Annotated in this window: 29 protein-coding genes and 2 pseudogenes; 20 read left to right on the forward strand and 11 right to left on the reverse strand. The window is 60.2% G+C overall.

Annotation, left to right across the window (positions count from 1 at the left end; genetic code table 11):
- Positions 1–41: 41 nt before the first annotated feature.
- The 3 genes from ACP7E3_RS20105 (at position 42) to ACP7E3_RS20115 (ending at position 1,094) form a co-directional block, all read left to right on the forward strand.
- Positions 42–344 carry a type II toxin-antitoxin system HigB family toxin gene (locus ACP7E3_RS20105; protein ID WP_046384363.1) on the forward strand — a complete coding sequence of 101 codons (303 nt, stop codon included), beginning with the start codon at positions 42–44 and terminating at the stop codon, positions 342–344.
- Positions 345–347: 3 nt separating this feature from the next.
- Complete coding sequence (locus ACP7E3_RS20110) at positions 348–719, forward strand: helix-turn-helix domain-containing protein (protein ID WP_057004975.1); 372 nt, start codon at positions 348–350, stop codon at positions 717–719.
- 138 nt (positions 720–857) lie between these two features.
- Positions 858–1,094, forward strand: a complete 237-nt coding sequence (locus ACP7E3_RS20115; RefSeq protein WP_057004976.1) for a hypothetical protein — start codon at positions 858–860, stop codon at positions 1,092–1,094.
- Between the two features lie 94 nt (positions 1,095–1,188).
- Here ACP7E3_RS20115 and ACP7E3_RS20120 read toward each other — a convergent pair whose 3' ends face one another.
- Together ACP7E3_RS20120 and ACP7E3_RS20125 are read right to left on the reverse strand one after the other, a co-directional pair.
- Positions 1,189–1,560, reverse strand: coding sequence for a DUF6216 family protein (locus ACP7E3_RS20120; protein WP_426124162.1), 372 nt, complete (start codon positions 1,558–1,560; stop codon positions 1,189–1,191).
- Complete coding sequence (locus ACP7E3_RS20125; RefSeq protein ID WP_426124164.1) at positions 1,499–2,050, reverse strand: DUF6216 family protein; 552 nt, start codon at positions 2,048–2,050, stop codon at positions 1,499–1,501. Before ACP7E3_RS20125 ends, ACP7E3_RS20120 begins: the two co-directional genes overlap by 62 nt.
- A gap of 136 nt (positions 2,051–2,186) precedes the next feature.
- Between ACP7E3_RS20125 and ACP7E3_RS20130 the strand changes: the two genes are divergently transcribed.
- A complete protein-coding gene (locus ACP7E3_RS20130; RefSeq protein ID WP_169865065.1) occupies positions 2,187–2,480 on the forward strand; it encodes a hypothetical protein in 294 nt (97 codons plus the stop codon).
- 15 nt (positions 2,481–2,495) lie between these two features.
- On the opposite strand, the pseudogene ACP7E3_RS20135 reads toward ACP7E3_RS20130, so the two are convergent.
- Positions 2,496–3,290 (reverse strand): annotated as a pseudogene (locus ACP7E3_RS20135) (EAL domain-containing protein); the annotation flags it as partial.
- Positions 3,291–3,588: 298 nt separating this feature from the next.
- Between ACP7E3_RS20135 and ACP7E3_RS20140 the strand changes: the two are divergent.
- Positions 3,589–3,930 (forward strand): helix-turn-helix domain-containing protein, encoded by a 342-nt coding sequence (locus ACP7E3_RS20140; RefSeq protein WP_057004978.1) that lies wholly within the window; start codon positions 3,589–3,591, stop codon positions 3,928–3,930.
- A gap of 370 nt (positions 3,931–4,300) precedes the next feature.
- Here the strand turns inward: ACP7E3_RS20140 and ACP7E3_RS20145 are convergent, their stop codons facing one another.
- Complete coding sequence (locus tag ACP7E3_RS20145; RefSeq protein ID WP_017848707.1) at positions 4,301–5,239, reverse strand: LysR family transcriptional regulator; 939 nt, start codon at positions 5,237–5,239, stop codon at positions 4,301–4,303.
- 158 nt (positions 5,240–5,397) lie between these two features.
- Between ACP7E3_RS20145 and ACP7E3_RS20150 the strand changes: the two genes are divergently transcribed.
- The 5 genes and pseudogenes from ACP7E3_RS20150 (at position 5,398) to ACP7E3_RS20170 (ending at position 11,213) form a co-directional block, all read left to right on the forward strand.
- The gene (locus ACP7E3_RS20150; RefSeq protein ID WP_046384359.1) at positions 5,398–6,717 is read left to right on the forward strand and encodes an MFS transporter; all 1,320 of its coding nucleotides are present in this window, start codon (positions 5,398–5,400) and stop codon (positions 6,715–6,717) included.
- A gap of 13 nt (positions 6,718–6,730) precedes the next feature.
- Entirely contained in the window at positions 6,731–7,960 is a 1,230-nt protein-coding gene (locus tag ACP7E3_RS20155) for a Zn-dependent hydrolase (protein WP_232566361.1), read from the forward strand.
- Positions 7,961–8,047: 87 nt separating this feature from the next.
- Positions 8,048–9,073, forward strand: coding sequence for a histone deacetylase family protein (locus ACP7E3_RS20160; protein WP_426124168.1), 1,026 nt, complete (start codon positions 8,048–8,050; stop codon positions 9,071–9,073).
- 514 nt (positions 9,074–9,587) lie between these two features.
- Positions 9,588–10,355: pseudogene (locus tag ACP7E3_RS20165) on the forward strand (MCP four helix bundle domain-containing protein); the annotation flags it as partial.
- Positions 10,350–11,213 carry a methyl-accepting chemotaxis protein gene (locus ACP7E3_RS20170; RefSeq protein WP_370737569.1) on the forward strand — a complete coding sequence of 288 codons (864 nt, stop codon included), beginning with the start codon at positions 10,350–10,352 and terminating at the stop codon, positions 11,211–11,213. The pseudogene ACP7E3_RS20165 and the gene ACP7E3_RS20170, both read left to right, overlap by 6 nt.
- Positions 11,214–11,249: 36 nt before the next feature.
- On the opposite strand, the gene ACP7E3_RS20175 is transcribed toward ACP7E3_RS20170, so the two are convergent.
- Both ACP7E3_RS20175 and ACP7E3_RS20180 read right to left on the reverse strand, forming a co-directional pair.
- On the reverse strand, positions 11,250–11,459 hold the full coding sequence (locus ACP7E3_RS20175) for a cold-shock protein (RefSeq protein WP_046384355.1): 210 nt from the start codon (positions 11,457–11,459) through the stop codon (positions 11,250–11,252).
- Between the two features lie 70 nt (positions 11,460–11,529).
- A complete protein-coding gene (locus ACP7E3_RS20180; RefSeq protein ID WP_046384354.1) occupies positions 11,530–11,742 on the reverse strand; it encodes a cold-shock protein in 213 nt (70 codons plus the stop codon).
- A gap of 269 nt (positions 11,743–12,011) precedes the next feature.
- Between ACP7E3_RS20180 and ACP7E3_RS20185 the strand changes: the two genes are divergently transcribed.
- Entirely contained in the window at positions 12,012–12,914 is a 903-nt protein-coding gene (locus tag ACP7E3_RS20185) for a LysR family transcriptional regulator (RefSeq protein ID WP_017848714.1), read from the forward strand.
- Here the strand turns inward: ACP7E3_RS20185 and ACP7E3_RS20190 are convergent.
- Both ACP7E3_RS20190 and ACP7E3_RS20195 read right to left on the reverse strand, forming a co-directional pair.
- Positions 12,906–13,664: a substrate-binding domain-containing protein gene (locus tag ACP7E3_RS20190; protein WP_017848715.1), complete on the reverse strand. Its 759-nt coding sequence runs from the start codon at positions 13,662–13,664 to the stop codon at positions 12,906–12,908. The genes ACP7E3_RS20185 and ACP7E3_RS20190 overlap by 9 nt on opposite strands.
- Positions 13,661–14,968 (reverse strand): MFS transporter, encoded by a 1,308-nt coding sequence (locus tag ACP7E3_RS20195; protein ID WP_057004984.1) that lies wholly within the window; start codon positions 14,966–14,968, stop codon positions 13,661–13,663. The genes ACP7E3_RS20190 and ACP7E3_RS20195 overlap by 4 nt, the downstream gene beginning before the upstream one ends.
- A gap of 198 nt (positions 14,969–15,166) precedes the next feature.
- On the opposite strand from ACP7E3_RS20195, the gene ACP7E3_RS20200 reads away from it, so the two are divergent.
- From ACP7E3_RS20200 to ACP7E3_RS20230, 7 genes are all read left to right on the forward strand, one after another.
- Complete coding sequence (locus ACP7E3_RS20200; protein ID WP_165933314.1) at positions 15,167–15,313, forward strand: hypothetical protein; 147 nt, start codon at positions 15,167–15,169, stop codon at positions 15,311–15,313.
- Positions 15,314–15,448: 135 nt separating this feature from the next.
- Entirely contained in the window at positions 15,449–16,171 is a 723-nt protein-coding gene (locus tag ACP7E3_RS20205; protein ID WP_046384352.1) for a GntR family transcriptional regulator, read from the forward strand.
- The gene (locus ACP7E3_RS20210; protein WP_026140238.1) at positions 16,168–16,956 is read left to right on the forward strand and encodes an SDR family oxidoreductase; all 789 of its coding nucleotides are present in this window, start codon (positions 16,168–16,170) and stop codon (positions 16,954–16,956) included. The genes ACP7E3_RS20205 and ACP7E3_RS20210 overlap by 4 nt, the downstream gene beginning before the upstream one ends.
- Before the next feature lie 79 nt (positions 16,957–17,035).
- The gene (locus ACP7E3_RS20215) at positions 17,036–17,968 is read left to right on the forward strand and encodes a 3-keto-5-aminohexanoate cleavage protein (protein ID WP_046384351.1); all 933 of its coding nucleotides are present in this window, start codon (positions 17,036–17,038) and stop codon (positions 17,966–17,968) included.
- 65 nt (positions 17,969–18,033) lie between these two features.
- On the forward strand, positions 18,034–18,912 hold the full coding sequence (locus tag ACP7E3_RS20220) for an SMP-30/gluconolactonase/LRE family protein (RefSeq protein WP_426124173.1): 879 nt from the start codon (positions 18,034–18,036) through the stop codon (positions 18,910–18,912).
- Between the two features lie 73 nt (positions 18,913–18,985).
- Entirely contained in the window at positions 18,986–20,308 is a 1,323-nt protein-coding gene (locus ACP7E3_RS20225) for an MFS transporter (RefSeq protein ID WP_169881947.1), read from the forward strand.
- A gap of 56 nt (positions 20,309–20,364) precedes the next feature.
- The gene (locus ACP7E3_RS20230; RefSeq protein WP_057004985.1) at positions 20,365–21,684 is read left to right on the forward strand and encodes an MFS transporter; all 1,320 of its coding nucleotides are present in this window, start codon (positions 20,365–20,367) and stop codon (positions 21,682–21,684) included.
- On the opposite strand, the gene ACP7E3_RS20235 is transcribed toward ACP7E3_RS20230, so the two are convergent.
- A complete protein-coding gene (locus tag ACP7E3_RS20235) occupies positions 21,662–21,841 on the reverse strand; it encodes a hypothetical protein (protein WP_017848724.1) in 180 nt (59 codons plus the stop codon). The two genes, ACP7E3_RS20230 and ACP7E3_RS20235, sit on opposite strands and share 23 nt — an antisense overlap.
- A 129-nt stretch (positions 21,842–21,970) precedes the next feature.
- Between ACP7E3_RS20235 and ACP7E3_RS20240 the strand changes: the two genes are divergently transcribed.
- Together ACP7E3_RS20240 and ACP7E3_RS20245 are read left to right on the forward strand one after the other, a co-directional pair.
- On the forward strand, positions 21,971–22,894 hold the full coding sequence (locus tag ACP7E3_RS20240) for a LysR substrate-binding domain-containing protein (RefSeq protein ID WP_046384347.1): 924 nt from the start codon (positions 21,971–21,973) through the stop codon (positions 22,892–22,894).
- A 55-nt stretch (positions 22,895–22,949) separates the two neighbouring features.
- On the forward strand, positions 22,950–23,312 hold the full coding sequence (locus ACP7E3_RS20245) for a 5-carboxymethyl-2-hydroxymuconate Delta-isomerase (RefSeq protein ID WP_426124177.1): 363 nt from the start codon (positions 22,950–22,952) through the stop codon (positions 23,310–23,312).
- Between the two features lie 35 nt (positions 23,313–23,347).
- Here ACP7E3_RS20245 and ACP7E3_RS20250 read toward each other — a convergent pair whose 3' ends face one another.
- Positions 23,348–24,283, reverse strand: a complete 936-nt coding sequence (locus ACP7E3_RS20250) for a LysR substrate-binding domain-containing protein (protein WP_426124179.1) — start codon at positions 24,281–24,283, stop codon at positions 23,348–23,350.
- A 137-nt stretch (positions 24,284–24,420) separates the two neighbouring features.
- Positions 24,421–25,608 (reverse strand): cyanate transporter, encoded by a 1,188-nt coding sequence (locus tag ACP7E3_RS20255; RefSeq protein WP_426124181.1) that lies wholly within the window; start codon positions 25,606–25,608, stop codon positions 24,421–24,423.
- Between the last annotated feature and the right edge of the window lie 70 nt (positions 25,609–25,678).

A 25,678-nucleotide genomic window follows, 5' to 3' on the forward strand; every position in this document is an offset into this window, starting at 1 on the left:
ACGCACTTGTGTGAGTCCCACGGTGGGACTAGGATCATTCTATGAGAATCATCGCGATCAGCCAGCTCAAGACTTTTTGGCAGAAATATCCGGATTCAGAGCAATCCCTCCTTGCCTGGATTGACGAGGTCAAGAAAGCGAACTGGCAGACGCCCGCAGACATCAAAGGCCAATTTCGCCATGCGAGCGTTCTCAAGAGCCGCCGGGTCGTGTTCAACATCAAGGGCAATGACTACCGGCTAGTGGTCGCTGTGGCCTACCGCTACAGCGCTCTCTATATCAAATTTGTCGGCACACATAAGCAGTACGACGCCGTTGACGCAGATACTGTTGAAATGGAGTAACCCATGAACATTCGCCCCATTCGTACCGAACAGGATTACCAAGAAGCGCTGAAGGCTGTCTCGCCGCTGTTCGATAATGAGCCAGAGCCAGGGACTCCTGAAGGGGATTACCTAGAGGTAATGATTACGCTGATCGAAGCTTATGAAGCGAAACACTTCCCGGTTGACCTGCCCAACCCGGTGGATGCCATACGTTTCAGGATGGAGCAGTCCGGTTTGTCAGCGACAGACCTTGTGCCTGCCATCGGGCGCAAGAATCGGGTTTATGAGGTTCTGAACGGGAAGCGAGCTCTTACGCTGCCGATGATTTGGAAACTGCATGAGATGTTTGGGATTCCGGCGGAGAGTTTGATTAAGCCGGTAAAAACTCTGTAGTACTGAGCTAGTTTGATTTGCTGAAAAATCCGGGCTTCTGATAGGAGTGCCGGATTTTTTTGCCTGCCGTTCATGGCTGACCGACATCGGTGGCCGCAAGGGCTTCTTCAACAACCCGATCATGGCGGGCGTCTGACCGTGAAACGCTGGAAACCCGGACGGCTGCGCGCCGCCTTGCAGCAGTGGCTCGGCGTGCCCATCGGCTTGGCTGAAAGGGCCTTCTGGCAAGAGTGGTTCAGCACCTCCAGCAGTGGCAACGCCGTGTCGGTCGATTCCGCCATGCGGCTGGACAGCATCTTCGGAGCTTCGCTGTCAGCGGAAGAGGCCGCAGCGAAGGTCTTCGCCAAACGTTCTATGAGCCTGCTCGTAGTCTAGAAAAGGCATTAGATAGGTTTCGGGGTGTGATCAATCCAGCGAGGCGACTCTAACGGTGTAATGTAAGAGTCGCAAAGCTATTCAGCTGGATGGGTTATTTTTTGAAAATTTGTTTTTTGGGCGGATGAATTTTTTCGTGGAGTTTTTTTGCAACATCTGATCTGGATATTCGCACCAATATACAGAACACGGAGAAAATCGAAATTGCGACGATTGCCAGAAGAAGCCCTCGTTGCCCCTTGAGCCCATTGTTTACATGCTCACGGTATTTGTCCTCGCCAAAGAGCGAGCAGATGATGTTGATATTTTTTTCTGAGAACTCGTGATTGATAAATTTTTTAAGTGATTCCGGTGACTGGCACTCTTTCTCTGTTAGTGTTGGGTTGGATTTGAAAAAGCTGAATTTAGCATCGCCCTCGGATAGGTAAAATGACGGAGCTTCCGGAGCGTCTTTCAATGAAACCATCAGGTATTTTGCGTTCGTAAGTGGTACTGAAATGCTGATAATTACGAAGAAAAAGAAGAGTAGCGCAAAAAAACGCACATTGAGCTTTTTTCGAAAACAGGGCCTCTTTAAATTTTAGGCTGTCAAAGTTTTTCCAGTCTATATATTTTCTTGCTCGTGCAACATCTCTATGGCAGAAGCCATTTTTCTTGATCCATTCTTCGGCGAGTTTGGTGTCAGCCAAGTTCTGTGCGGGTATGTTGAACTCGAATCGGTAGTATTCAACTTCCCTGAGGTTTTTTCGTACTTGTTCGTAGTCTTCGGTTTCAAATTTTGTGGAGCCGCCGAAAAAGCGCCACATTAAGTCGCGTAGGAATATCAGTGAGCCTGAACGTGAATAAATGTACAAAGCTAACAAGCAGATGGCGATACCGCTACCTAAGCTTGCCAGTGTTGCATAGTTTTCAAATGTCCAGTTTACGATGTTGTCGTTGAAGTTTTGCTGTGACACAGAGTCATCCTTGATTTAGTTCTGATGGAAGGTTTAATTGGCTTTTTAGCCATTAAGCAATAGGCATTTTTAACTCGTCCTTAAGTTTTTTGTGTCTGCGGCGATAGAGGTTTATACCCTACAGGGAGGATAACCCATGTCCGACACCACCCGCGACCAGTTCAAACAGGTTTCCTCCGAGCTGGAGTGTGCCTCCGGCGCCTTCAGCAAACAGGCCGAGGAGACCATGAGCGAAGCGCGCAAGGCTGGCGGTTTATCCGAGCAAACCAAGGCCACCGTGCCTGAGGAATCCGTTGCCTGGATCTCTGGGCTGCAGTTGGCCAGAAAATGCAAGGACGCTTCCAGGTTTAGCCACTTTGCACCGGGTTGGATATTAGAGAAACCTTGCGAAGGTCTGCACTTCAGTCAGCGCTCGACATTGAGTTTTTGACATGCCACGAACCATTCAATTGTCTTTGAGCCAATTATCTATGTGCGAATGATGCATGGGCTGCGAAAAGTAATAACCTTGGACAAAAAAACAACCCAGGCTAATCAAGGATTCCAATTCCTCGCGAGTTTCCACGCCCTCGGCTATACATTCCAGTTGCATGTCACTGCTCAAAGCAACTAGAGACTTTACAATTTTGTAGCTGGTGGGGTTTTCGTCAATGCCAGTAATAAAGGTTCGATCTATTTTTATTTTAGTGAGCGCCAGCGAAAGTAGTTGGCTAAGGCTGGAGTATCCAGTGCCGAAATCGTCAAGGGCCACTCCGCAACCTAGCCGACAGAACCTGTCAATAGTATGTTGCACTTTAACGACATCCTGCATGATCGCTGTTTCGGTTATTTCCAGGTCCAGTCGCCTGGCGTCGAAATGGCTGGCCTTGATGATTTCGATTATTTGTCCGGCGATTTCGTCTGAAGCACAGTCGTGCGCGGACAAGTTAAAAGAAAGGCAAATGTGGCGGGGCCAATCAGAGGCAATCAGCAATGCCTTGCCGAGCAGGTGAGTGGTCAGGCGATTTATCAGGCCGATCCGCTCGGCAATCGGAATGAACTGGCCGGGAGGCACGTCACCTAGCTCTGGGCTGTTCCAGCGTGCCAATGCTTCGAACGCTACGGTGCGCCAGCTGCGCAAATCAATCACCGGCTGAAAAACCAGGCTGAATTCGTGCTCGATATCGACCTGGCGTAACGCCTGTTCGATCATGCCTTGTCGTGTCAGTTGTTGAAGGTGGGAAGGTGTGAGCATGAACGTTTACCCCCCAGTTACCCAACCATAGGCAATAGGAGCGGTGTTTTTTGACCTGTAACGACAAATAAATGCTGGGTGCTTCTCAAACGCGGGTACCTGCAGGCACCAAAAATCAATCGCATTTTCCGGCAGGCATAATTTTCGGCGTCCATGGGAAAATTCCTTAGCAATTCAACATCGTTCAGATAGTCAAAAAATGACTATACTGAAATTGGCTAGAAAATAATAGCAATCTAGCCTTTTTATGATCTTCCTGGGGAGGTGAATAGGTGTAAGCATTTGATTTTAAGTGATATTTCAGATGAAGCAAAGTGCCACTATACGTATAGGCAAGCGAATCAAGCACTTACGACTAGACAATAAATGGACACAGGCCGCCCTTGCCGAAGCACTGGGGTGTGAGTCGATGACAGTGAGTCGTTACGAGAGGGGCGAATACGCCCCTAGCATCGAGATGTTGGAGCGAATCGCTGACGTCCTGGGCGTGGGACTGGATGCTTTTTTCACGAGCCGGGATCACGCTGAACCAACCGCCGCGAACCTTCGCCACTGCCTATGCGACATTGCCTATCAAGCAGATGAAACGTCGCTGAAAGAAATTATTGGCGCCGCAAAAAGGATCCTGAAGAATCGAGAGCCATAGCAGTGCTCGGTTCAATTCATCTGATAGGTGGCGCAGAATACTGAGTAGAGTCAGGCGCGGTTCATTATTTTTTGAAGGTGGTTGTTTAAGCTTCATTAAGTATAGGAACGTATAATGTTATTTCTGTTCCTGCTGCTAGATGAGTGCATCAGAGATGTGTTCGTTGGTATTGATGAACTTTTTTAAAGTTCGGCCTGGCCGGTGTGACAGGTGTCATTAATTGGCGAAGCAAAAGCGATTTTTTCAACGAGCTGAACTTTAGTTGACGAGGAAAGAGTTTACAAAGTTCGCCGAAGTCCAGAATGAACAAGCCAAGGCCCTATTGAGTTCGCCTGAGAGAGCCGTCTGATAAATCGCTAAATACATTCGACTACCGCGCCAGACGAGCCAACAAACTGTCGATAAACACTGTTTCTGCGCGACTCATCTTCTGCTCCCGATGCCACAACACATGGATATCCACATCCGCAATTCCCTCATCCGGCGGTAATCGCCAGAGCAGTCCGTTCTGCACATCCTCCGCCACCACATGAATCGGCAGGCAGCCCAGGCCAAACCCGGCGATGACCAGGCGGCGCACTTCTTCCAGGCTGGATGACGACGCCACGATCCGCCCGCTGAACCCCTGCTGATCGCGGAATATGGTCAACGGCGAGAGCATCCCGCCGATCTGGTCGCTGGTAAAACTGACGAAGTTTTCCGACTGCAAGTCCCCTTCGGCCAAGCCGCTGCGGCCGAACAGTGGGTGGTGTTTGCCGCAGAAAAAACCATAGCGCTGGTGCAGGAACAGATGTTGTTCCAGGCGCGGCTGTGGCCGGCGGTTGAGGCTCAGGCCCAGGGTGGCGGTTTTTTCCAGCAGGGCGGCGACGATGTCGGAGCTGCGCATTACCTCGACCTCCAGGTCGACCCGCGGGTGTTCGCGGTGAAACTCGGCCAGGAACTCATCGAAGGTGTTGGAGTTGATGCGGCTGATCATCAGCAGGCGCACTTTGCCGATCACTTCATCGCCGGGTTTTTGCAGGGCGTTGCTCATCTGCGAGACCTGGCCGTACATCTCGCCGGCGATGGCGAAGATCTGTTCGCCGGCCTCGGTCAGTACGAAGCGCGGGCCACGGCGGGCGATGAGTTGGCAGTCGAGTTGTTCTTCCAGGCGTTTGAGGGCCTGGCTGATGGCCGGCTGAGTCAGGTGCAGGCGTGCGGCGGCGCGGCTGATGCTCAGTTCCTGGCCAATGACGCGGAAGGTGCGCAGCAGGTTCCAGTCCAGGCGGTCGTTGAGCAGCGGGTGAATATCGCGACGGGTTTCGGGCATGGCGCGGCTCAATAATAAGCAGGATTTATAATTGGAATAATAAATAGAAAATTGACTAATCATAGCCCCGCGACGATAAATCACCCTCAACAAGCGCCATCAGAGCGCATGCGTTCGACCTTTCTCCTGCCAAAAAAATAACCAAAGGAGCCCACCCCATGAAGCCTTCCGCTTCGCCCCAGCCTCGCCGTGCTGCGGCAGCCGCTTTCATCGGCACCATGATCGAGTGGTACGACTTTTACATCTACGCCACCGCCGCCGCGTTGGTGTTCGGTCAGCTGTTTTTTCCTTCCGAAGATAAATTGTTCAGCACCATGGCCGCGTTCGGCACCTTTGCCGTAGGCTTTTTCGCGCGGCCGTTGGGCGGCATTGTGTTCGGGCATATCGGCGATCGCATCGGCCGCAAGAAGTCGCTGGTGATCACTCTGGTCATGATGGGCGTGGTCACGGTGTGCATCGGGTTGTTGCCGAGCTACGCGCAGATCGGCGTCGCGGCGCCGGTCCTGCTGGTGCTGTTGCGCATCGTGCAGGGCATCGCCGTCGGTGGCGAGTGGGGCGGGGCGGTGTTGATGGCCGGCGAGCACGCGCCAAAGGGCCGCCGCAATTTCTTTGCCTCCTTTGCTCAGTTGGGCAGCCCGGCGGGCTTGATTCTGTCGCTGCTGGCGTTCAGCGCGGTGACCCGTTTGCCCGAAGAAGACCTGCTCAGTTGGGGCTGGCGTCTGCCGTTCCTGGCCAGCGCCTTGCTGTTGATCGTTGGCCTGGCGATTCGCCTGGGGGTGAACGAGTCGCCTGAGTTCCTCGAAGACAAAGCCTTGGCCGAAAAGGCACGGGCGCTCAAGCCGGACCAGGCCCCGGTGATCGAGGTGCTGAAAACCGCCTGGCGCCCGCTGCTGCTGTGCATCGGTGCCAACACCCTGGGCATCGCCGGCGTGTATTTCACCAACACTTTTATGATTGCCTACAGCACTCAGCAACTGGGCCTACCGCGCTCGTTGATTTTGGAGTGCCTGTTCGTCGTCGCCATCATCCAGTTCTGCGTACAGCCCCTGGCGGCCTGGGTCGCGGAGAAGGTCGGCGCCACGCGTTTCCTCTGCGCGATGACGGTGCTGGCGATGGCGTCGCCTTACCCGATGTTCGTACTGGTCAGCAGCGGTGAGGCGCCGTTGATCATCCTCGGCATCGCCCTGGCGGTGGTGTGCATGGCCTCGTTTTATGCGGTGATCGCGGGCTTTGTCAGCGGCCTGTTTGAAACCCGCGTGCGCTACACCGCGATTTCCCTGGCCTATCAGGTGTGCGGTGCGCTGGCCGGTGGCCTGACACCGTTGATCGGCACCTGGCTGGCCCACGAATACCAAGGCCAATGGTGGCCGATGGCAGTGTTTTACAGCCTGATCGCGGCGGTCTCGCTGGTGAGCGTATTGGCCTTGTCGCGCCGCCACGCCACTGCCCACCGTCTGGAAATGGCCCCTGGTGTTTAATGGAGCGGGTGCAATGTTGAAGATTAAGGGTGAGCGTTTATGGGCCAGCCTGATGGCCATGGCCGAAGTCGGTGCGACCGCGCGCGGCGGCAGTTGCCGCCTGGCGTTGAGCGCTGAAGACCACGCCGGTCGCGAGCTGTTCAGCCACTGGTGCAAGGCCGCCGGGCTGAGCCTGAGCATGGACGCCATCGGCAACCTGTTCGCCCGGCGTGCCGGTACGGATAAGGACGCCGCGCCGGTGATGATCGGCAGTCACCTCGACACCCAGCCGGAAGGCGGCCGCTTCGACGGTGTCTACGGCGTGCTGGCCGGCCTGGAGGTGATGCGCAGCCTCGACGACCATGGCATCCAGACCCGCAAGCCGCTGGAAATCGCGGTATGGACGAACGAGGAGGGCGCCCGTTTCACCCCCGCCATGCTCGGCTCCGCCGTGTTCACCGGTACCTTGGCGCTGGACCAAGCCCTGGCCACCACCGATGCCGACGGCATCAGCGTGGCCGACGCCTTGCGCACGCTCGGCTGCCACGGCAAGCGTGCTCTGGGCGGGGCGGTGGATGCGTATTTCGAAGCCCATATCGAGCAAGGCCCGATCCTTGAGGACCACGCCAAGAGCATCGGCGTGGTCAGCGGCGGCCAGGCGATTCGCTGGCTCGATGTGCGGGTCGAAGGGCTGGCCGCGCATGCTGGCACCACACCGATGCCGCTGCGCAAGGACGCGCTGTATGGCGCCGCGAAAATGATCCAGGCCCTGGAATGCCTCGCCATGGATTTCGCCCCCCAGGGCCTCACCACCGTCGGCGAGTTGAGCATTGCCAAGTCTTCGCGCAACACCATTCCCGGTTTGCTGACCTTCACCGTCGACCTGCGCCATCACCGCGACGCCGACATTGAGGCGATGGAGCAGCAGGTCAGGGCGCGCTTGCAGGCCATCGCGCAGAAGCGCGGCCTGAGCGTCACCATCAGCCCTCACTGGATCAGCCCAGCGACGCCGTTCGATGCCGAATGCGTGGCCTGCGTGCAAGCGGCGGTGGACGCCTTGGGTTACAGCCAGCAGCCCATCGTCAGCGGCGCCGGCCACGATGCCATCCACCTCGCACGCTATTGCCCGACGGCGATGATCTTCATCCCCTGCGTCGGCGGCCTCAGCCACAACGAAGCCGAAGACGTACTGCCCGAGGATGTGCGCCAGGGCGCCGATGTTTTACTCAACGCCGTGTTGAAACGTGCCGGCCAAGCCAACTGACCGCCTCATTCAGGACGACTGAAGACGACCTGCCGGGCCGCAGGCAAGCCAGCGCCCACCGGCAGCGTGTTCACTCAGGAGATTCCCATGCAAACGTTCTTCCACCCCGAACAACTCCTGCATCATCCGCGCAGCTACTACTCCCGTGGTCAGATGCGAACGCCGCAGGAAGTCCCCGAGCGTGCCCGCAACCTGCTGCGGGCCGCGCAAACCCTGGGGTTTGAGATTGTGTCACCCGAGGACCACGGCCTTGAGCCGCTGCTGGCGGTACACGGTGCTCCCTACCTGACCTTCCTTCAGGAGGCTTACCCGCGCTGGAAGGAAATCCCTGAAGAGTGGGGCGACGAAGTCATGTCCAACATCTTCGTGCGTGAACCCAACGCCCTGCGCGGCATCCTCGCCCAAGCCGCACGCTACCTGGCGGATGGCAGTTGCCCGGTCGGCGAACGGACCTGGCGCTCGGCCTATTGGTCGGCCCAAAGCGCCGTCGCTGCCGCCAAGGCCGTCCTCGATGGCGCGCCCGCCGCCTACGCGCTGTGTCGCCCCCCCGGTCATCACGCGCGCTTCGATGCGGCGGGCGGCTTCTGCTACATCAACAATGCCGCGGTGGCGGCGCAGGTGTTGCGCGAAGGCTTCCAGCGCGTCGCGGTGCTGGATACCGATATGCATCACGGCCAAGGCATTCAGGAGATTTTCTACGACCGCGACGACGTGCTCTACGTGTCGATCCACGGCGACCCGACCAACTTCTACCCGGCTGTCGCCGGTTTTGCTGACGAGCGCGGCAACGCGGCCGGCGAAGGTTTCAACCTCAACCTGCCGATCCCCCACGGTGCCAGCGAGGCGGTGTTCTTTGAACAGCTCGAACTGGCCCTCAAGGCGCTGAAGGACTTTTCTGCGGATGTGCTGGTGCTCTCCCTGGGCTTCGATATCTACGAACTGGACCCGCAAAGCAAAGTCGCGGTGACGCGGGACGGGTTTGCGCGCTTGGGTGAGCACATCCGCGGCCTGGGGTTGCCCTGTGTGATCGTGCAGGAGGGCGGGTATCACCTGGAGACGTTGGACAGCAATGCGCAGGCGTTCTTCAGCGGCCCGCAGGCTTGGGCGAAGTAACCGAGTATCGGTTTTGTGGAGGTGTGATATCTTTGTGCCATCATATGTCGTGACGATCACGGAGGATGGTATGAAGAAGCTGTTATTGGTCGGGGTTTTGGTGGTGTTGGCGTGTAGCCCGTTTTTTGCCGCGGCGTGTCCGAAGGGGACACATCCGGTCGGGGGCACGGGGTCGCACCACAAAGGTGGGACTTGTCAGTAGTCGATGGCTCGACAAGGCGTGTGAAGTCGCGGTTCGAGCGTCAACCCCGTGCGGGTGCGCTTGAGGGCGGTTAACCGATGCCCGCAGCGAAAAGCCTGCCGAACCGAGCGTTCTGCAGGCTTTTTCGTTTCAGATGGAGAGATCAGGTTCTTTCCCGTGTAGGGATTTTTCCGCATACGCAAATCTCCCTGTAATCCTGCATGACTGATCGCAGGCGCACGCGGGGAAATGGATGACGTCTCTAAAGTCCTGATCCTGGCGGCCGAAATGCTCTTGTATGACATCTGATCACTAATAAAAGAGCCTCGAAAAATGTCCTTACGTAGCCTGTCCATCGCCCGTCGCGCGGGCCTGGGTTTTGCCCTGATTGCTTTGCTGGTGGCCGTACTCGGTTTTTTTGCGCTCTCGAACATGGCCAGCATTCGTGAAAGTGCAGTCCAGGTCGAGCGTGGGCTGGTGCCTAAAATGCGTCTGGTCTCGGATATCCGCGAGATCATGTTGCGCATTCGGACCATCTCTTTGCGCATGGCGCTGGACCCGAACCCGGCAAGCATCCCGCAATACCGCAGCCAGATGGACACGCGCAGCCAGGACCTGAGCAAAAAGCTGGCCGACCTCGAGGCCGTGATCGACAGCGCCGAAGTGCGCGCGTTGTATGAGCAGTTCCAGGTCTCGTTGCGCCAATACCAGCAAGGGCTGACCCGCTCGTTTGCGCTGGCCGACCAGCAACAGGGGGCTGAGCTCAATAAGTTGCTGTTGGTGGATATGAAAACCGTGGTCGATGGCTCCGGTGCCCAGCTCAACGCATTGGCCGACTACTACAACACGCAGATCAACCAACAGGGGCAGGCGGCCGAGGCGCAGTATGGCCGTTCGCGCACGATGGTCTTCGGCTTTGTGCTCCTGGCCGCCTTGAGTACCGTGGCGCTGGCCTGGCTGCTGACACGCAGCATCGTCGGCCCGCTGAGCCATGCGGTGCGGGCTGCGGAAAACGTCGCCCGTGGCGACCTGACCGAAACGGTGGCGGTGACCGGCGACGACGAAGTGACCCGCCTGCTCGTGGCGCTGCAGAGTATGCAAGCCAGCCTGCGCGGCACCTTGCAGCTGATTCGCCAGTCGGCCGGGCAGTTGGCGTCGTCGGCTACCGACCTGAACGGCATCACCGATCAAAGCAGCCGCAGCCTGCAAAAGCAGACCGCGGAAATCGAGCTGGCCGCCACTGCCGTCAATGAGATGACTTCCGCAGCTGACGAGGTGGCGCGCAACGCGGTGTCCACCTCCGAGTCCACGCGGGTGTCCAATGAAACGGCGCGCGAAGGCCAGCATCGCGTGGGCGAAACGGTCAGCGCGATTCAAGCCCTGAGCAGCAACATCGGCGAGACCTCGACCCTGGTGCAACACCTCGCCGAGCAATCGCGGGATATCGGCAAGGTACTCGACGTGATTCGCTCCATCGCCGAGCAGACCAACCTGCTGGCCCTCAATGCCGCCATCGAAGCGGCGCGGGCCGGGGAGTCCGGACGCGGTTTTGCGGTCGTGGCCGACGAAGTGCGCGCCCTGGCGCACCGCACCCAGCAATCGACCCTGGAAATCGACCAGATGGTCAGCGCCATGCGCGCGGGTTCCGACCACGCACTGACCTCGATGCAGTCGAGCACCGCACGCGCCACCGACACCCTGGCGTTGGCGGAAGGCGCCGGCGGCGCCTTGAGCCAGATCACCGATTCCATCGACCAGATTCACCAGCGCAACCTGGTCATCGCCAGCGCCGCCGAGGAGCAGGCCCAGGTCGCCAAGGAAGTCGATCGCAACATCGTCAACATTCGCGACTTGTCGGCGCAATCGTCTTCCGGCGCCGGGCAGATCAACGGCGCGAGCCGGGAACTGGCGCAACTGGCGGTCGCACTGAACGAGGCGGTGGCACGCTTTCAGCTGTAGTGAAGTGCGCCGCGAGTGGCGGCGCGCAGGATGGCGCTAATTCAGCGTCGGTTCTTCCACGATCCTGATATTGACCGCTTGCCACTCGCCCCCCGGCCCCCGTTCCAATTCGTAGGTGACGGTTTGCCCTTCGCGCAGGACCTGGCCACCCTGGGCGGTGCTGCTGCGAAAGAAAACGTCCTGTGCATCGTGGGCGGCAGTTTCGCTGCTGATGAAGATTGCAGTCTGTGGAGTCTTTCTGGACATGGCCGTTCTCCATTTTCAGTGCAATACATGGCCCAGGGTGGGCGGGGTGACGCGGTGAGTCGCAGGCTTATCAGCTGATCAATTGGACTTTGTCCGCCTGCATGCCTTTTTCCCCTTTTGTCGTTTCGAAGCTGACTTTCTGTCCTTCTTTCAATGATTTGAATCCAGTGCCCTCAATCGCCCTGAAGTGTACGAACAGGTCGGGCCCGCTGTCCGGAGTGATGAACCCATAGCCTTTTTCATCGTTGAACCACTTCACCGTGCCGTTCTGTCTGTCGCTCATTGTTCGTATCCTCTAAACCCTGATGTCCTACTGCGCACCGACGCAGTGCGACATGCTTAATAAAAGCCCCGCGCCAGCCCGTCGTCAACACTGCGCAAGACCAGCGGTACTGTCATTCCTGACAGGTTCGCAGGCCGTCGAAACGCGCCATACTGCGCAGTTTCATGCTGACAACCTGGCGTATCCGGGCGCCGGTCCTTACGCACATGGCGCCCCGTCACCTGCCATACGATAATGCCCTCCATCCCGATTCCCACTGGCTTCCTACCGTGATCATCAACTTCGACCTCAACGACCTCCAAGCCTTTCGCGCCGTAGTAGACAAGGGTAGTTTTCGCGGCGCCGCCGATGCCATCCGGATCTCGCAGCCAGCGCTCAGCCGGCGCATCGAAAAGCTCGAAACCGCCCTCGACGTGAAGCTGTTCGAGCGCACCACGCGCCGCGTCAGCCTGACCATGGTCGGGCGCGCCTTCCTGCCGCAGGTCGAGCGTATCCTCGACGACCTCGACATCGCGCTGATGGGCATCAGCAACGTCGCCTCCACGCGGATGGGCGATGTGACCATCGCGTGTGTGCCGTCCACCGCGTATTACTTCATGCCTCACGTGATCTCGGCATTCCACAAGCTCTACCCCAAGATTCGCCTGCGGGTGCTGGATGCCAGTGCCGGCGAGGTGTGCAATGCGGTGGAAAGCGGCGAGGCGGATTTCGGCGTGAGTTTCAGCGGCAGCCTGGCCGATGAGGTGGAGTTCGAGTTGCTGTTTCAGGAGCGTTATGTGCTGGCCTGCCGCCGCGATCACCCGCTGGCCGAGCGCGCCAGCGTGAGCTGGGCCGAGGCCTACGAGCATGACTACATCACGGTGGACAAAACCTCGGGCAACCGTTTTCTGCTGGACCAGGCCCTGCGCGGCGTGCGGGTGAAAAAGCCGAGTATTTGCGAGACGCACCACGTGACCACCATGATCGGCTTGGTCGAGGCGGGGCTGGGTGTGGCGATGGTGCCGTCGATTGCCATGCCGGGCACTGAACACCCGATCCTGCTGAGTGTGCCGCTGGTGGAACCGCAGGTGATGCGCAATGTGGGCTTGATCAAGCGCCGCGGGCGGACGTTGCCACCAGCGGCGCTGGAGTTGGAGCGGTTGGTGCGGGAGCTGCCGTTTCGGTCAGCGTGACACCGAGTCCAGGCCGGTGGATTGCACCACCGCTTGCGCCTCGGGCGAGGCCAGGTAGTGCAGCAGCGCCCTGGCCTGCGCCGGGTGTTCGGCGTTGACCGGAATACCCGCGGCGAAGCGCGTCACCGATTGCACGTCTTCAGGTATCTTGCCGACGTAAGTCACCCCCGGCACCGGTAACAGTTCCGCCACCTGCTGCAAGCCCACCTCGTAGTCACCCTTGGCGACCTGTTCGGCCACGGGGATGCGTTCGATCATGGTGCCCTTGGCCGGCATGCCGAGTTTCTTGAACAGTTCCTTCTCGACATACACGCCGCTGGCGCTGTCCGAATACGCCACGGACTTGGCCTTGAGCAACACCGCTTTGAGTTCGGCATCGGTGCCGATGGCCGGTTTGGCCGCGCCGGCTTTCACCACCAGGCCGATTCGCGAATCCGCCAGTTCCACGCGGGACGCTTTGTCGACCTTGCCCTGTTTGATCAGCTCATCCAGGGCGTAGCCGACCATGATCACCACATCCGCGTGTTCGCCACGGGCCAGGCGGTTGGGAATCGCTTCCGGCGCCTTGCCCATGGACGGGCCGAGGACGGTGTCGAGGGTGTCGCCGCTGCGCTGGGCGTATTGCGGGCCCAGCAGCTTGTAGGCAGCGGTGAAGCCACCGGAGGTCATCACCTTGAGTTGTTCGGCCTGGGCCGTCAGTGCCAGGGCACCGAGGGCCAGGGCCGTCAGGGTTTTCGACAGCGCTTTCATTGCGCCGCCTCTTGCATGACCTGCCCGCGGGTATTGGCACGGTGATACAGCGCGAGGGTCGAGCACAGGGCGCACAGGGCGGCGAACATCAACCAGTAGGCCGGCGAGGCTTTGTCGTCGGTGACGTGAATGAACCAGGTGGAGATCGCCGGAGTGAAACCGCCGAAGACCGCAGTCGCCAGGCTATAGGCCAGGGAGAAGCCCGCCACGCGCACTTCCACCGGCATGATTTCGGTCAGCGCCGGGATCATCGCGCCGTTGTACATGCCGTACAGGAAGGAGAACCACAGCAGGGTTTCCAGCATATGCGCAAAGCTCGCAGCGTTTACCACGTAGGACAACGCCGGATAAGCCGTGAGCACCGTCAGCGCGGTCATCGCGACCAGCACCGGTTTGCGCCCGAAGCGGTCGCTCAGGCTGCCGCCGATGGGCAGCCAGACAAAGTTCGAGATCGCCACCAACAGGGTCACCAGCAACGCATCGGACGTGGTCAGTTGCAGCACGGTCTTGCCGAAGGTCGGCGCATACACGGTGATCAGGTAGAACGCGGTGGTGGTCATGGCCACCATCAACATGCCGCCGATGACCACGGACCAGTTTTTCGCCAGGGTCGCCAGCACTTCACGCATGCTCGGGCGATGTTTGCGGTTGGCGAACTCTTCGGTTTCCTCAAGGTTGCGCCGCAGCACAAAGATGAACGGAATGATCACGCAACCGACGGCGAACGGAATGCGCCAGCCCCAGTCGGCCACGACCGACGGTTGCATCCACACGTTCAGGCCATAGCCCAGCGCGGCGGCGACCACGATGGAGATCTGTTGGCTGCCCGACTGCCAGCTGGTGTAGAAACCTTTGCGGCCGGGGGTGGCCATTTCTGCGAGGTACACCGACACCCCGCCCAGTTCCGCACCGGCCGAGAAGCCTTGCAGCAGACGGCCGAGCAACACCAGCGCCGGAGCCCACAGGCCAATGGTGTGATAACCCGGCACCAGCACAATCAGCAGCGTACCGCTGGCCATGATCGACAGCGTCACGATCAACCCTTTGCGCCGCCCCACATCGTCGATGTAGGCACCCAGGATGACCGCACCCAGCGGACGCATCAGGAAGCCCGCGCCGAACACGGCAAAGGTCATCATTAATGACGCAAACTCATTAGCGGCGGGGAAGAACGCGGCAGCGATGTAGGTGGCGTAGAAGCCGAACAGGAAGAAGTCGAACTGTTCGAGGAAGTTGCCCGAAGTAACGCGGAAAACCGCACCAATTTTCGAACGGGCAGAGTCAGGGCGGGTAGGGCTAGTCATGCTTTTGTGTCTCCAGCGTTCTTTTTAAAGTGCTTGTTTCGCTTAAGGCCAAGGATAGTGGCTGACACATTTAGAAATGATAAGTGAATATTTTTGATCTATTGATGCGTTTTGGTTATCAGTGGTCAGTGCAGGCCCACGGCGGCGTCCTTGTTCTATGCTTGCAGGCGTAACTAATTCTTACGGTCGGGGGTGCCTATGACTGACGAACAGAAACAGCGGGACGAACGGAAGCAGGAGCGACGCAAGCAGCAATTGGAGGAAGAAAAGCCGCAGACCTGGAAGCATCCCGACGACGGCACGGAGCTTTCGGAGCGGGATCAGGAAATTCCGCTGAAACCCTGATGCGTGATCGGTGGGGGCGGGCATGCCCGCTCCCACATGTGCAACGGGCGTTTCTCGGGAATAGGCAAACTATTTGACATATTTGATTTGTGATCACATATTGGAGGCATAAGAACCACAACACAGGTTTGCCTCATGACAGATGGTCCGCTCCTCCTGCCCACCCTGCGCCAGGTGTCCCGCGATACCTTGCAAGACCAGGTCTACCGCCAGATCCGCGAAGCGTTGATGAGTGGCCGTTTCCAGCCTGGCCAGAAACTCACCATCCGTGGCCTGGCCGAAGCGCTCGGCTCCAGCCCGATGCCGGTGCGCGAAGCCCTGCAACGCCTCAGCGCCGAAAACGCCTTTGAAGTCACCGAAACCTCGCGTCTGCGGGTCCGCATGATGACGGTCGAGCGCCTGCGCGAAATCCGCGATGCGCGGGTTGCTCTTGAAGGCTTGCTGGCCGAGAAGGCGGTATTGCTCCTGAAAAAAACCGACCTCGACGAAATCACCGACCTGTGCCAGCAAATGCAGCACGCCGCCGACGAAGTCGATGTGTCGCGCTACCTGTGGACCAACTTCGCCTTCCACCGCCGGATTTACGCAGTGGCCCAGGCCGAGCTGACCATGGCCGCCGTGGAGAATTTCTGGCTGCACATGGGGCCGTGCTTTGCCCTGGTCGCCCCCGATAAAGCTCACCTGCAACGCTCGATGGAGGCGCATACGCGCATCGTCGAAGCCCTGGCCGCCCGCGACGGCGCTGGCGCACGGGCGGCGGTGACCGATGACATCATGCAGGCCGCCGATTCCCTAGCGCGCCTGCTCGTCAAGAACGACCGTTCGCGGTCGTCTGCTTCAGGAGGTAAACGTGCATGAGTGTCCTACAGCGGCTACAGCCCTATCCTGGGTTACGTGTATTGATTTCCGGCGGGGCTGCCGGCATCGGTGAAGTGTTGGCCGCGGCGTACCTGGAGGCCGGTGCCCAGGTGCATGTGTGTGATGTCAGCGAACCGGCCCTGGCGGCGTTTCGCGACAAATACCCAGGCAGCGTCGCCACCCGCGCCGATGTCAGTGATGCCGCGCAGATCGCGGCGGTGTTCGAGGTGCAGCGCGAGCATTTCGGCGGCCTCGACGTGCTGGTCAACAACGCTGGCATCGCCGGCCCCACTGGCGGTATCGACGCGATCAGCGACGCCGAATGGCAAGCCACCATCAACATCAACCTGACTGCGCAATACCGTTTTGCCCACCATGCGGTGCCGATGCTCAAGCAATCGTCCCACGGCCATCTGTTGCATATCGCCTCGGTGGCCGGGCGTCTGGGCTACGCGTGGCGCACGCCGTATGCGGCGACGAAGTGGGCGATTGTCGGCCTGATGAAATCCCTGGCCTCGGAGTTGGGCGAGAGTGACATCCGCGTCAATGCCTTGCTGCCTGGCATCGTCGAAGGCCCGCGCATGGACGCGGTGATTCGCGCCCGTGCCGAGCAGGTCGGCGTACCCGAACCCGAGATGCGCCAGGAATACCTCAACAAAATTTCCCTCAAACGCATGGTCACCGCCGAAGACGTCGCGGCCATGGCGCTGTTCCTCTGTTCGCCCGCCGCCCGCAACGTGACCGGCCAGGCGATCAGTGTCGACGGTAACGTCGAGTACCTGTAGGACGCGGCGCCAGTCGCCAAGGAAGAACCCCGAGCTGTACCCAGGATTTTTTCATAAGAATAAAAGTCGGAGAATCGTCATGTCCAAAAAACGTCCTGTGATCATTACCTGTGCCGTGACCGGTGCCATCCATACGCCGTCGATGTCGCCGCATTTGCCCATCACTGCCGAGGAAATTGCCGCCGCCGCCATCGGCGCCGCCGAAGCCGGCGCGGCGATTGTTCACCTGCATGCCCGTGACCCCAACGACGGCCGCCCCAGCCAGGACCCGGCGTTGTTTGCTGAATTCCTGCCGCAGATCAAGGCCGCCAGCGACGTGGTGATCAACATCACCACCGGCGGCGCGCCGACCATGGGCGTGGAAGAACGCCTACAGCCGGTGATGCAGTTCAAGCCGGAATTGGCCTCGCTGAACATGGGCTCGATGAACTTTGGCCTGTACGAAATGCTCAACCGCTTTACCGAGTTCAAGCACGACTGGGAGCGTCCATACCTGGAAGAGAGTGACGACCGGATCTTTCGCAACACCTTCCGCGACATTGCCCACATCCTCAATTCCTGCGCCGAGAACCGCACCCGTTTTGAGATCGAGTGCTACGACATCGGCCACCTCTACACCGCCGCGCACTTCCTGGAACGTGGCCTGCTCAAGTCGCCGCTGTTCATCCAATCGGTGTTCGGCCTGCGCGGCGGCATCGGCGGGCACCCGGAAGACCTGGCACACATGCGTCGTACCGCCGATCGCCTGTTTGGCGACGATTATGTGTGGTCGATCCTCGGTGCCGGGCGTGGGCAAATTCCGCTGGCGACCATGGGCCTGTCCATGGGCAGCCATGCCCGGGTCGGCCTGGAAGATTCGTTGTGGGACGGGCCGGGCAAATTGGCCGCTTCGAACGCCGATCAGGTACGGCGCATTCGCAGCGTGATCGAAGCCCTCGGCCATCGCGTCGCCACGCCGGATGAAGCGCGGGACATCCTCGGGCTCAAGGGGCGTGACCAGGTCAATTTCTAACCGACGACACGGCCGCGTGCTGGCGCGGCCCGAATCCCGCACAACAACAATAAGGGGATCACACCATGCGTATCGAAGTGCTTGTGGACGTCAAGACCACCCTGGGCGAAGGCCCGGTGTGGGACGTCGAACAACAGCGGCTGTATTGGATCGACAGCGCCGACGGCCGCATCCTGCGTTGCACCGACGACGGCCGCGAACTGCGTGCCTGGGACGTGGGCCAGAAAATCGGCTCCATGGCCCTGCGCCACAACGGCGCGGCGGCCATCGTCGCCTTGCAGAATGGCGTACACACTCTGGACCTGGCCAGTGGCGAACTGGCGCTGATCGAAGACCCTGAACCGCACCTGCCGAACAACCGTCTCAACGACGGCAAGGTCGACCGCCAGGGCCGCTTTGTCTTCGGTTCCATGGACACCCAGGAAGACCGCGCCAGCGCCAGACTCTACCGCCTGGACCCGGACCTGCGCCTGCACACCCTGGACGAAGGCATCATCGTTTCCAATGGCCCGTGCTGGAGCCCATCCGGGGACACCTTGTACTTTTGCGACACCTGGTCGGGCGGGATCTGGGCCTATGACTACGACCTCGCCAGCGGCAATGTCAGCAACCGGCGCACCTTCGCCAAGGTCGACACCTCGGGTGGCGGCGCCGCGGACGGTTGCACCGTGGACGCCGAAGGTTGCCTGTGGCAGGCCCTGGTCTATGCCGGGAAGCTGGTGCGTTACACCCCCGATGGCCACGTCGACCGGGTCATCCAAATGCCGGTGAAGAAGGTCACCAGCCTGACCTTCGGCGGGCCGAACCTCGACACCCTGTTTGTGACCTCCATGGCCAAGCCGCCGCTGCCGCGTTTTCCGCACGACGGCCAGCAGCGCGGCGCGCTGTTCGCCATTACCGGGTTGGGCGTGCAAGGAATAGCCGAGCGACGGTTCGCCAGCTAGCGCGTGTGTTCGATCAGCAACATTCCTTCGCAACCTTGTGTCAGTGCGCGCCTTCGCGCGCCTGGAGAGGCCCATGGCTACTTTAAAAAAAGCGTCGCTGCGCAGCATTCACCGGCATTCCTGGGTGTCGCTGCTGGTTTGCTGGATGATCTGGATTCTCAACGCCTACGACCGTGAGATCGTGTTGCGCCTGGGGCCGACCATCTCCAAGCATTTCGATTTGTCCGCCGATCAGTGGGGCACCGTGGCCACGGTGATCATGCTCGCCCTGGCCCTGTTGGATATCCCGGGTTCGATGTGGAGCGACCGCTACGGCGGCGGCTGGAAGCGCGCGCGGTTCCAGGTGCCGTTGGTGCTGGGCTACACGGCGATCTCGTTTCTGTCCGGGTTCAAGGCGTTGAGCGGCAACCTCGCGACGTTTATCGCCCTGCGTGTCGGGGTCAACCTCGGCGCGGGCTGGGGCGAGCCGGTGGGCGTGAGCAACACCGCCGAATGGTGGCCGGTGGAACGCCGCGGTTTTGCCCTCGGCGCGCACCACACCGGTTACCCGATCGGCGCGATGCTCAGCGGCATCGTCGCCAGCTTTGTGATCAGCACCTTCGGCGAGGACAACTGGCGCTACGTGTTCTTCTTCGCCTTCGTGGTGGCCTTGCCGCTGATGATCTTCTGGGCGCGGTATTCCACGGCCGAACGCATCACCGCGCTGTACGTCGACATCGCCGCCAAAGGCATGACGCCACCGGACAATGCCCCGGCCAGCCAGATCAAGGGCGACACCTGGCGCACCTTTGTCGCCACCCTGCGCAACCGCAATATCGCGCTGACGGCGGGGAACACCCTGCTCACGCAGGTGGTGTACATGGGCGTGAATATCGTGTTGCCGGCCTACCTCTACAACATCGTCGGGCTGTCGCTGGCGCAGTCGGCGGGGATGAGCGTGGTGTTCACCCTGACCGGGATTCTCGGGCAACTGGTGTGGCCGTCGTTGTCGGACATCATCGGCCGCCGTACCACCCTGATCATCTGCGGGCTGTGGATGGCCGCCAGTGTCGGCGCGTTCTACTTCGCCAGCACCCTGACCCTGATCATCGTCGTGCAGTTGCTGTTCGGTCTGGTCGCCAATGCGGTCTGGCCGATCTACTACGCGGTGGCCTGCGACTCGGCCGAGCCGTCGGCCACCTCCACGGCCAACGGCATCATCACCACCGCGATGTTCATCGGCGGCGGCCTGGCGCCGGTGTTGATGGGCAGCCTGATCGCGATGGGCGGCGGCTGGACCACGCTGCATGGCTACACCGTGTGCTTTTTCGTGATGGCCGGCTGCGCCCTGGGCGGCGCGCTGCTGCAACTGTTTTCCCATCGCCCGCAGGCGTTGGTTGTGCAACTCGAACCCTAGAACAACATTGATGCGCCCCCCAGCCGCGCTGGCGGGGCGCCAGGAGGAACTGCCCGATGACTACCGCCACCCAGGCCCGCGAACCGCAGGTGCTGAACAAATTGATGTTCGCCAAGTTGATGCCCTTGTTGATCATCGCCTACATCCTGAGCTTTCTGGACCGCACCAACATCGCCCTGGCCAAGCACCACCTGGACGTCGACCTGGGCATCTCCGCCGCGGCCTACGGGCTGGGCGCGGGCTTGTTCTTCCTCACGTATGCACTGTCGGAAATCCCCAGCAACCTGATCATGCACAAAGTCGGCGCGCGCTTCTGGATCGCGCGGATCATGGTGACCTGGGGCCTGATCTCGGCGGCCATGGCGTTTGTGCAGGGCGAGACCTCGTTCTACGTATTGCGCCTGCTGCTGGGCATCGCCGAAGCGGGCCTGTTTCCCGGGGTCATGCTCTATCTGACCTACTGGTTCAACCGCGAACAACGCGCACGGGCCACCGGCTATTTCCTGCTCGGCGTGTGCTTTGCCAACATCATCGGTGGCCCGGTGGGCGCAGCGTTGATGCGCCTGGACGGGCTGCTCGGCTGGCATGGCTGGCAGTGGATGTTCCTGCTCGAAGGCTTGCCGGCGGTGGCGTTCGCCTGGGTGGTGTGGCGCAAGTTGCCGGACCGCCCGAGCCAGGCGCCGTGGCTGACGGCGGCGGAAGCGCAGGGTATCGAACAGCGCATTGCCCAGGAAACCGAGGAAGGCGCCGGGGAGGGCGGCCACGCGTTGAAAAACTGGCTGACTCCGCAGATCCTGCTGGCGATCTTTGTGTATTTTTGCCATCAGATCACGGTCTACACGGTGATCTTTTTCCTGCCGAGCATCATCAGCAAATACGGTGAATTGAGCACCATGAGCGTGGGGTTGCTGACCTCGCTGCCCTGGATCGCCGCCGCCTTGGGCGCAGTGTGGCTGCCGCGTTTTGCGACCACACCCACCCGCGCGCGGCGCCTGTTGATCACCGGGTTGCTGACCATGGCGCTGGGGTTGGGCATCGCGTCGGTGTCGGGGCCGGTGTTCAGCCTGCTGGGCTTTTGTCTGTCGGCAGTGATGTTTTTTGTGGTGCAGTCGATTGTGTTCCTCTACCCGGCCTCGCGTCTCAAGGGCGTCGCCTTGGCGGGCGGGCTGGGTTTCGTCAATGCCTGCGGGCTGTTGGGCGGGTTTGTCGGGCCGTCGGTGATGGGCATGATTGAGATGAGTACCGGCAACGCGATGAATGGCCTGAAGGTGATTGCCGTGGTGCTGGTGGTCGCGGCGTTGGCCGCGCTGCGTTTGCGCCAGGGCCAGGAACAGGCGCCGGCCCCTCGGGTCGTTATGAGACCAGCAACGAAATAGGATAACCCGACGCCAAGACCAGGTACGCCACCACCGCCGCCAGGCACAGGCCGACGAATACCCGCAGCAACGTGCGGGCGGTGGGGTGCGCGATAAACTGGATGACCCAGATGCAGAACCCGGCCAGGAGGAAGGCCGCGGCGAGAATAACCAGCACGATAGTGTTCCTGCGACCGTGAAGAGCTGAATATATAGTCGTAAAGCCGCCCAATGAACAGTGCGCGCATAGACGCAGCCCCTCGGGCTTTCTAAACTGCGGCTTGTCGTGGGGAAAGGGCAGGTGCCGATGAATCGCAATGAATTACGCAAGGCCGACATCAACCTGATGGTGGTCTTCGAGGCACTGATGCTCGAGCGCAATGTGACGCGGGTGGCGGAGAAGTTGTTTCTCGGCCAGCCGACCATCAGTTCGGCGCTCAACCGGTTACGCACCTTGTTCAACGATCCGCTGTTCATTCGCGTCGGCCACCGCATGGAACCTACCGCGCGGGCCGAGGAAATCATCCGGCACCTGTCGCCGGCCCTGGACTCTCTTTCATCGGCCCTGAGCCTGACCCACGATTTCGACCCGTCCGTCAGCACCATGACCTTCCGGATCGGCCTGTCCGATGACGTCGAGTTCGGCCTGTTGCCGCCGTTGTTGCGCGCCTTGCGCCAGGAAGCGCCGATGGTGGTGTTCGTGGTGCAGCATGTGGATTACTGGCGGATTCCCGATCTGCTGGCATCCGGTGATATCACCGTCGGCATCACCCAGACCCGTGGCCTGCCGGCGAATGCCAAGCGCAAGTTGCTGCGCCATATCCACCCGCGCTTGCTGCGCGCCGACGCGTCTGACCGGCCGCTGACCCTCGATGAATATTGTGCGCGGCCCCATGTGCTGGTGTCCCACACCGCCAACGTATCCGGGTTTGCCGATGAGTGGCTGGCGGAAATCGGGCGCAAGCGCCATGTGGTGCTGTCGGTGCCGCAATACAGCGCGCTGCCGGCGCTGCTGGCCGGCACCGACCTGATCGCCAGCCTGCCGGACTACACCGCCGAAGCCATGACGCTGTCGGGCAATCTGTTTTGTGAGCCCTACCCATTCGAGACGCCGACCCTGGATCTGTCCATGGTCTGGCTCAGCCATGTGGACACCGATCCGGCCGAGCGCTGGGTGCGTTCGCGGCTGGAGGCGTTCATGAGCGACCGCGGGCTGGCGAAAAAGGTCTGATGCTTTTATCCGTGGTATATCTAGGAGTCTTCCTATCGATACTTCGGAGACTCCCATGCCACACCTGCACCTGGAATACACCGCCAACCTGACGCAACTGGACACCGACAAGGCCCTGTTGCGTCTGAACCATGCATTGGTGGCCTCCGGTCAGTTTGGCGCCGAGCTGGATATCAAGAGCCGTTCACTCAAGGTCGAGAGTTTTCGCGTGGGCACCGGCATGAACCCGCGGGGTTTTGTCGCCGTGCGCCTGGCGTTGCTCAGTGGACGCTCGGCGCAGGTCAAGAAGCAGCTGTCAGAAAGCCTGCTGGCCGTGGTGCAGGAACTTGGGCCATGGCCGGAAGGTGTGCAGGTGCAACTGAGTGTCGAATTGCTGGATATCGATCGTGATTCCTACAGTAAGGTCGTGATCGGCTAAGCGCTTCCATCCACCACAACCGTCGATGCGTAAGGTCAGAGTAATCCCTGTTCAGCGCAGACTTTGACCACCTGCTCCCTGAACCAGGTATTGGCGCTGTCCTGTTCACTGGTTTCGTTCCACTGCATATCCAGGGTGAACCCCGGCAACCCGTGGGGCGCCTCGCAGTGGCCGAACACCGACGCCGGGGCCAGCAGTTTGTGGACGCGGCGGGGCAGGGTCACGATGAAGTCGGTGCCGGTGATCATCTTCAACGCCGCGCCATAGCTGTTGGCCCGTGCGACCACCTGGCGCTTGTGGGCCTGACGCGCCAGCCAGCCGTTGACCATGTTGGTGTCGGAGGTCCACGGCGTGGGAAACACGTGGCGCCGCTCGACGAACGACTGCAGGCTGAACGCCGCCTCGCGGGGCGCCGCACGCTTGTCGAAGACACACACCAGATCATCTTCCAGCAACATCTGGGTCTTGAAGTCTTTATGCGCGCGGTGAAAGTGCGGGCCAAAGCAAATCACCAGGTCGAGGCGGCCTTCGCGCAGGTCGTCGGCAGGGATCTCGGTTTCCAGCTTGCGCACATTGACGATCACCGGCAGGTTCGCGCGGTCGAAGTGTTTCAACAGGCGCGGCAGGATCAGTTGCTCGAAATACTCCGGGGCGCACACGTTGAAGGTCACGGCTTTCTGGGTGGGGTCAAAAGCTTGGCCACCGGCGTGGCACAGGTTGATGCTTTCGAGGATTTTCTGCACATGGCCGTACATGGTGCTGGCCTTGTACGTCGGACGCATACCCGCCCGCGTGTTGATGAACAGCTCATCCTCGAAGCTGGTGCGCAGCTTCTTCAGGCTGTAGCTCACGGTCGACTGGCTGACGAACAGCGTTTCTGACACCTCGGTAACGCTGCTCTGGTCGTAGACGGCGATAAACACCATCAAATCCTGCATATCGAGCTTTCTGAGCAAGTTACTGTTTAGCATCCATTCCATCCGGTAAGCCTTGGCACTGTGGCAGCGCGCGACAAGGGCAAAAGCTTAACGGAACGGGAGTGCCAATAGAAAGCTCTGTAGGGTATTTCAGTGTTGTGCGTGGGACAAAAAGTGTTTGCAACACGACGTCAGCGGATGTGGTCTGTGTAATGCTTCGGATTGAAGCGCGTGACGATCAGCAGCATCACCCCGATCACCGCCGCCAGCGACCACCATGCCCATTCGAAACTGCCCAACTGATCGCGGATCATCCCGGCGATCAGTGGCGACAGGCCGGCAATCAGGTAACCGATGCCTTGCACGAACGCCGTCAGGCTACCGGCGCGGCGCGGGTGGTCGAGGTGGTCGAGGGACAGGATCAAACTCATCGGGAACAGGCCGCCGATGCCCAGGCCGAGCAGGCAGGGCCACAGCAGGCTCAGGTGTTGTGGCGCGAGGATCAGGCCGCAGAACCCGAGGATGATCAGCACCAACAACACGGCCAACACTCCGCGTTTATCCCGGCGGCGGTTGGCGAGGGCGGGGGTGACCAGGCCCGAGATGACTTCCATCGCGGTGAGGAAACCCAGGAGCAAACCGGCATGCTGTTCGCTCCAGCCTTGTTCTACGTAGTACGGCGCCAGCCACGCCAGTACGCAGGTGTAGGAGGCTGTACCGAGGCCAAAAAAGATCGCTAGCAACCAGGCGCGGCCGTTGCCGAAAAATCCTTCCTGCTTGTCAGAACCTGCCTGGGGCAGAACCGGCAGCGCCGCACGCTGGGCGGACCAGCACACCAGGGCGAGCACGGCCAGCCCCGCCCAGATCGCCAGGCCGATGCGCCAGCTACCGGTCTGCACCAGCACGAACGGGGAGAACGACGCCGCCAGCGCCGCGCCGCCCATGATCGCCGTGACGTACAAGCCCATGAACAATGAAACGTCAGCGCTGAAGCGCGACTTGATCAGCGCCGGCATCACCGCCTGGATCATCGCGATGCCGACCCCCGCAGCGATGGCGCTGACGATCAACTCCAGCGCCGAATCGAGGAACAACCGCGACAGCGTCGCCACGCCGATCACCAGCAGCGACACCGCAATGCTGCGATGTTCGCCGAAGCGCTTGGCCAGGCCCATGCCGAAAAACATCGCCAGGCCCATGGCCATGACCGGCAACATGGTCAGCAGCGCCGCGCTGCTGAAACTCAACGGCACCTCGCCGCGAATCGACGCTAACAACGGCCCTACGGCGGCCATCGACGGGCGCAGGTTAAGCGCGACCAGCACGACGCTGATCATCAGCCATACGGCGGTGGTGGGTTTTGCGTGAACGTTTTCCATGGGCCTGCCTTGAGTGAACAAGGGCGAATCAGGCCACGGGCGGGGGAGTGGGGCAAATGAGAAAGTCGCA

The organism is Pseudomonas sp. PSPC2-3, from assembly GCF_049898265.1.
GTDB lineage: Bacteria > Pseudomonadota > Gammaproteobacteria > Pseudomonadales > Pseudomonadaceae > Aquipseudomonas > Aquipseudomonas veronii.

Coding starts and splice junctions, on each gene's coding strand:
- ACP7E3_RS20215 (WP_046384351.1), top strand. CDS start 17,036: ATGTCCAAAAAACGTCCTGTGATCATTACCTGTGCCGTGACCGGTGCC.
- ACP7E3_RS20160 (WP_426124168.1), top strand. CDS start 8,048: ATGCAAACGTTCTTCCACCCCGAACAACTCCTGCATCATCCGCGCAGC.
- ACP7E3_RS20245 (WP_426124177.1), top strand. CDS start 22,950: ATGCCACACCTGCACCTGGAATACACCGCCAACCTGACGCAACTGGAC.
- ACP7E3_RS20250 (WP_426124179.1), bottom strand. CDS start 24,283: ATGCTAAACAGTAACTTGCTCAGAAAGCTCGATATGCAGGATTTGATG.
- ACP7E3_RS20155 (WP_232566361.1), top strand. CDS start 6,731: ATGTTGAAGATTAAGGGTGAGCGTTTATGGGCCAGCCTGATGGCCATG.
- ACP7E3_RS20200 (WP_165933314.1), top strand. CDS start 15,167: ATGACTGACGAACAGAAACAGCGGGACGAACGGAAGCAGGAGCGACGC.
- ACP7E3_RS20210 (WP_026140238.1), top strand. CDS start 16,168: ATGAGTGTCCTACAGCGGCTACAGCCCTATCCTGGGTTACGTGTATTG.
- ACP7E3_RS20120 (WP_426124162.1), bottom strand. CDS start 1,560: ATGGTTTCATTGAAAGACGCTCCGGAAGCTCCGTCATTTTACCTATCC.
- ACP7E3_RS20230 (WP_057004985.1), top strand. CDS start 20,365: ATGACTACCGCCACCCAGGCCCGCGAACCGCAGGTGCTGAACAAATTG.
- ACP7E3_RS20175 (WP_046384355.1), bottom strand. CDS start 11,459: ATGTCCAGAAAGACTCCACAGACTGCAATCTTCATCAGCAGCGAAACT.
- ACP7E3_RS20150 (WP_046384359.1), top strand. CDS start 5,398: ATGAAGCCTTCCGCTTCGCCCCAGCCTCGCCGTGCTGCGGCAGCCGCT.
- ACP7E3_RS20145 (WP_017848707.1), bottom strand. CDS start 5,239: ATGCCCGAAACCCGTCGCGATATTCACCCGCTGCTCAACGACCGCCTG.
- ACP7E3_RS20130 (WP_169865065.1), top strand. CDS start 2,187: ATGTCCGACACCACCCGCGACCAGTTCAAACAGGTTTCCTCCGAGCTG.
- ACP7E3_RS20240 (WP_046384347.1), top strand. CDS start 21,971: ATGAATCGCAATGAATTACGCAAGGCCGACATCAACCTGATGGTGGTC.
- ACP7E3_RS20110 (WP_057004975.1), top strand. CDS start 348: ATGAACATTCGCCCCATTCGTACCGAACAGGATTACCAAGAAGCGCTG.
- ACP7E3_RS20225 (WP_169881947.1), top strand. CDS start 18,986: ATGGCTACTTTAAAAAAAGCGTCGCTGCGCAGCATTCACCGGCATTCC.
- ACP7E3_RS20255 (WP_426124181.1), bottom strand. CDS start 25,608: ATGGAAAACGTTCACGCAAAACCCACCACCGCCGTATGGCTGATGATC.
- ACP7E3_RS20220 (WP_426124173.1), top strand. CDS start 18,034: ATGCGTATCGAAGTGCTTGTGGACGTCAAGACCACCCTGGGCGAAGGC.
- ACP7E3_RS20105 (WP_046384363.1), top strand. CDS start 42: ATGAGAATCATCGCGATCAGCCAGCTCAAGACTTTTTGGCAGAAATAT.
- ACP7E3_RS20195 (WP_057004984.1), bottom strand. CDS start 14,968: ATGACTAGCCCTACCCGCCCTGACTCTGCCCGTTCGAAAATTGGTGCG.
- ACP7E3_RS20140 (WP_057004978.1), top strand. CDS start 3,589: ATGAAGCAAAGTGCCACTATACGTATAGGCAAGCGAATCAAGCACTTA.
- ACP7E3_RS20205 (WP_046384352.1), top strand. CDS start 15,449: ATGACAGATGGTCCGCTCCTCCTGCCCACCCTGCGCCAGGTGTCCCGC.
- ACP7E3_RS20180 (WP_046384354.1), bottom strand. CDS start 11,742: ATGAGCGACAGACAGAACGGCACGGTGAAGTGGTTCAACGATGAAAAA.
- ACP7E3_RS20170 (WP_370737569.1), top strand. CDS start 10,350: ATGCAAGCCAGCCTGCGCGGCACCTTGCAGCTGATTCGCCAGTCGGCC.
- ACP7E3_RS20190 (WP_017848715.1), bottom strand. CDS start 13,664: ATGAAAGCGCTGTCGAAAACCCTGACGGCCCTGGCCCTCGGTGCCCTG.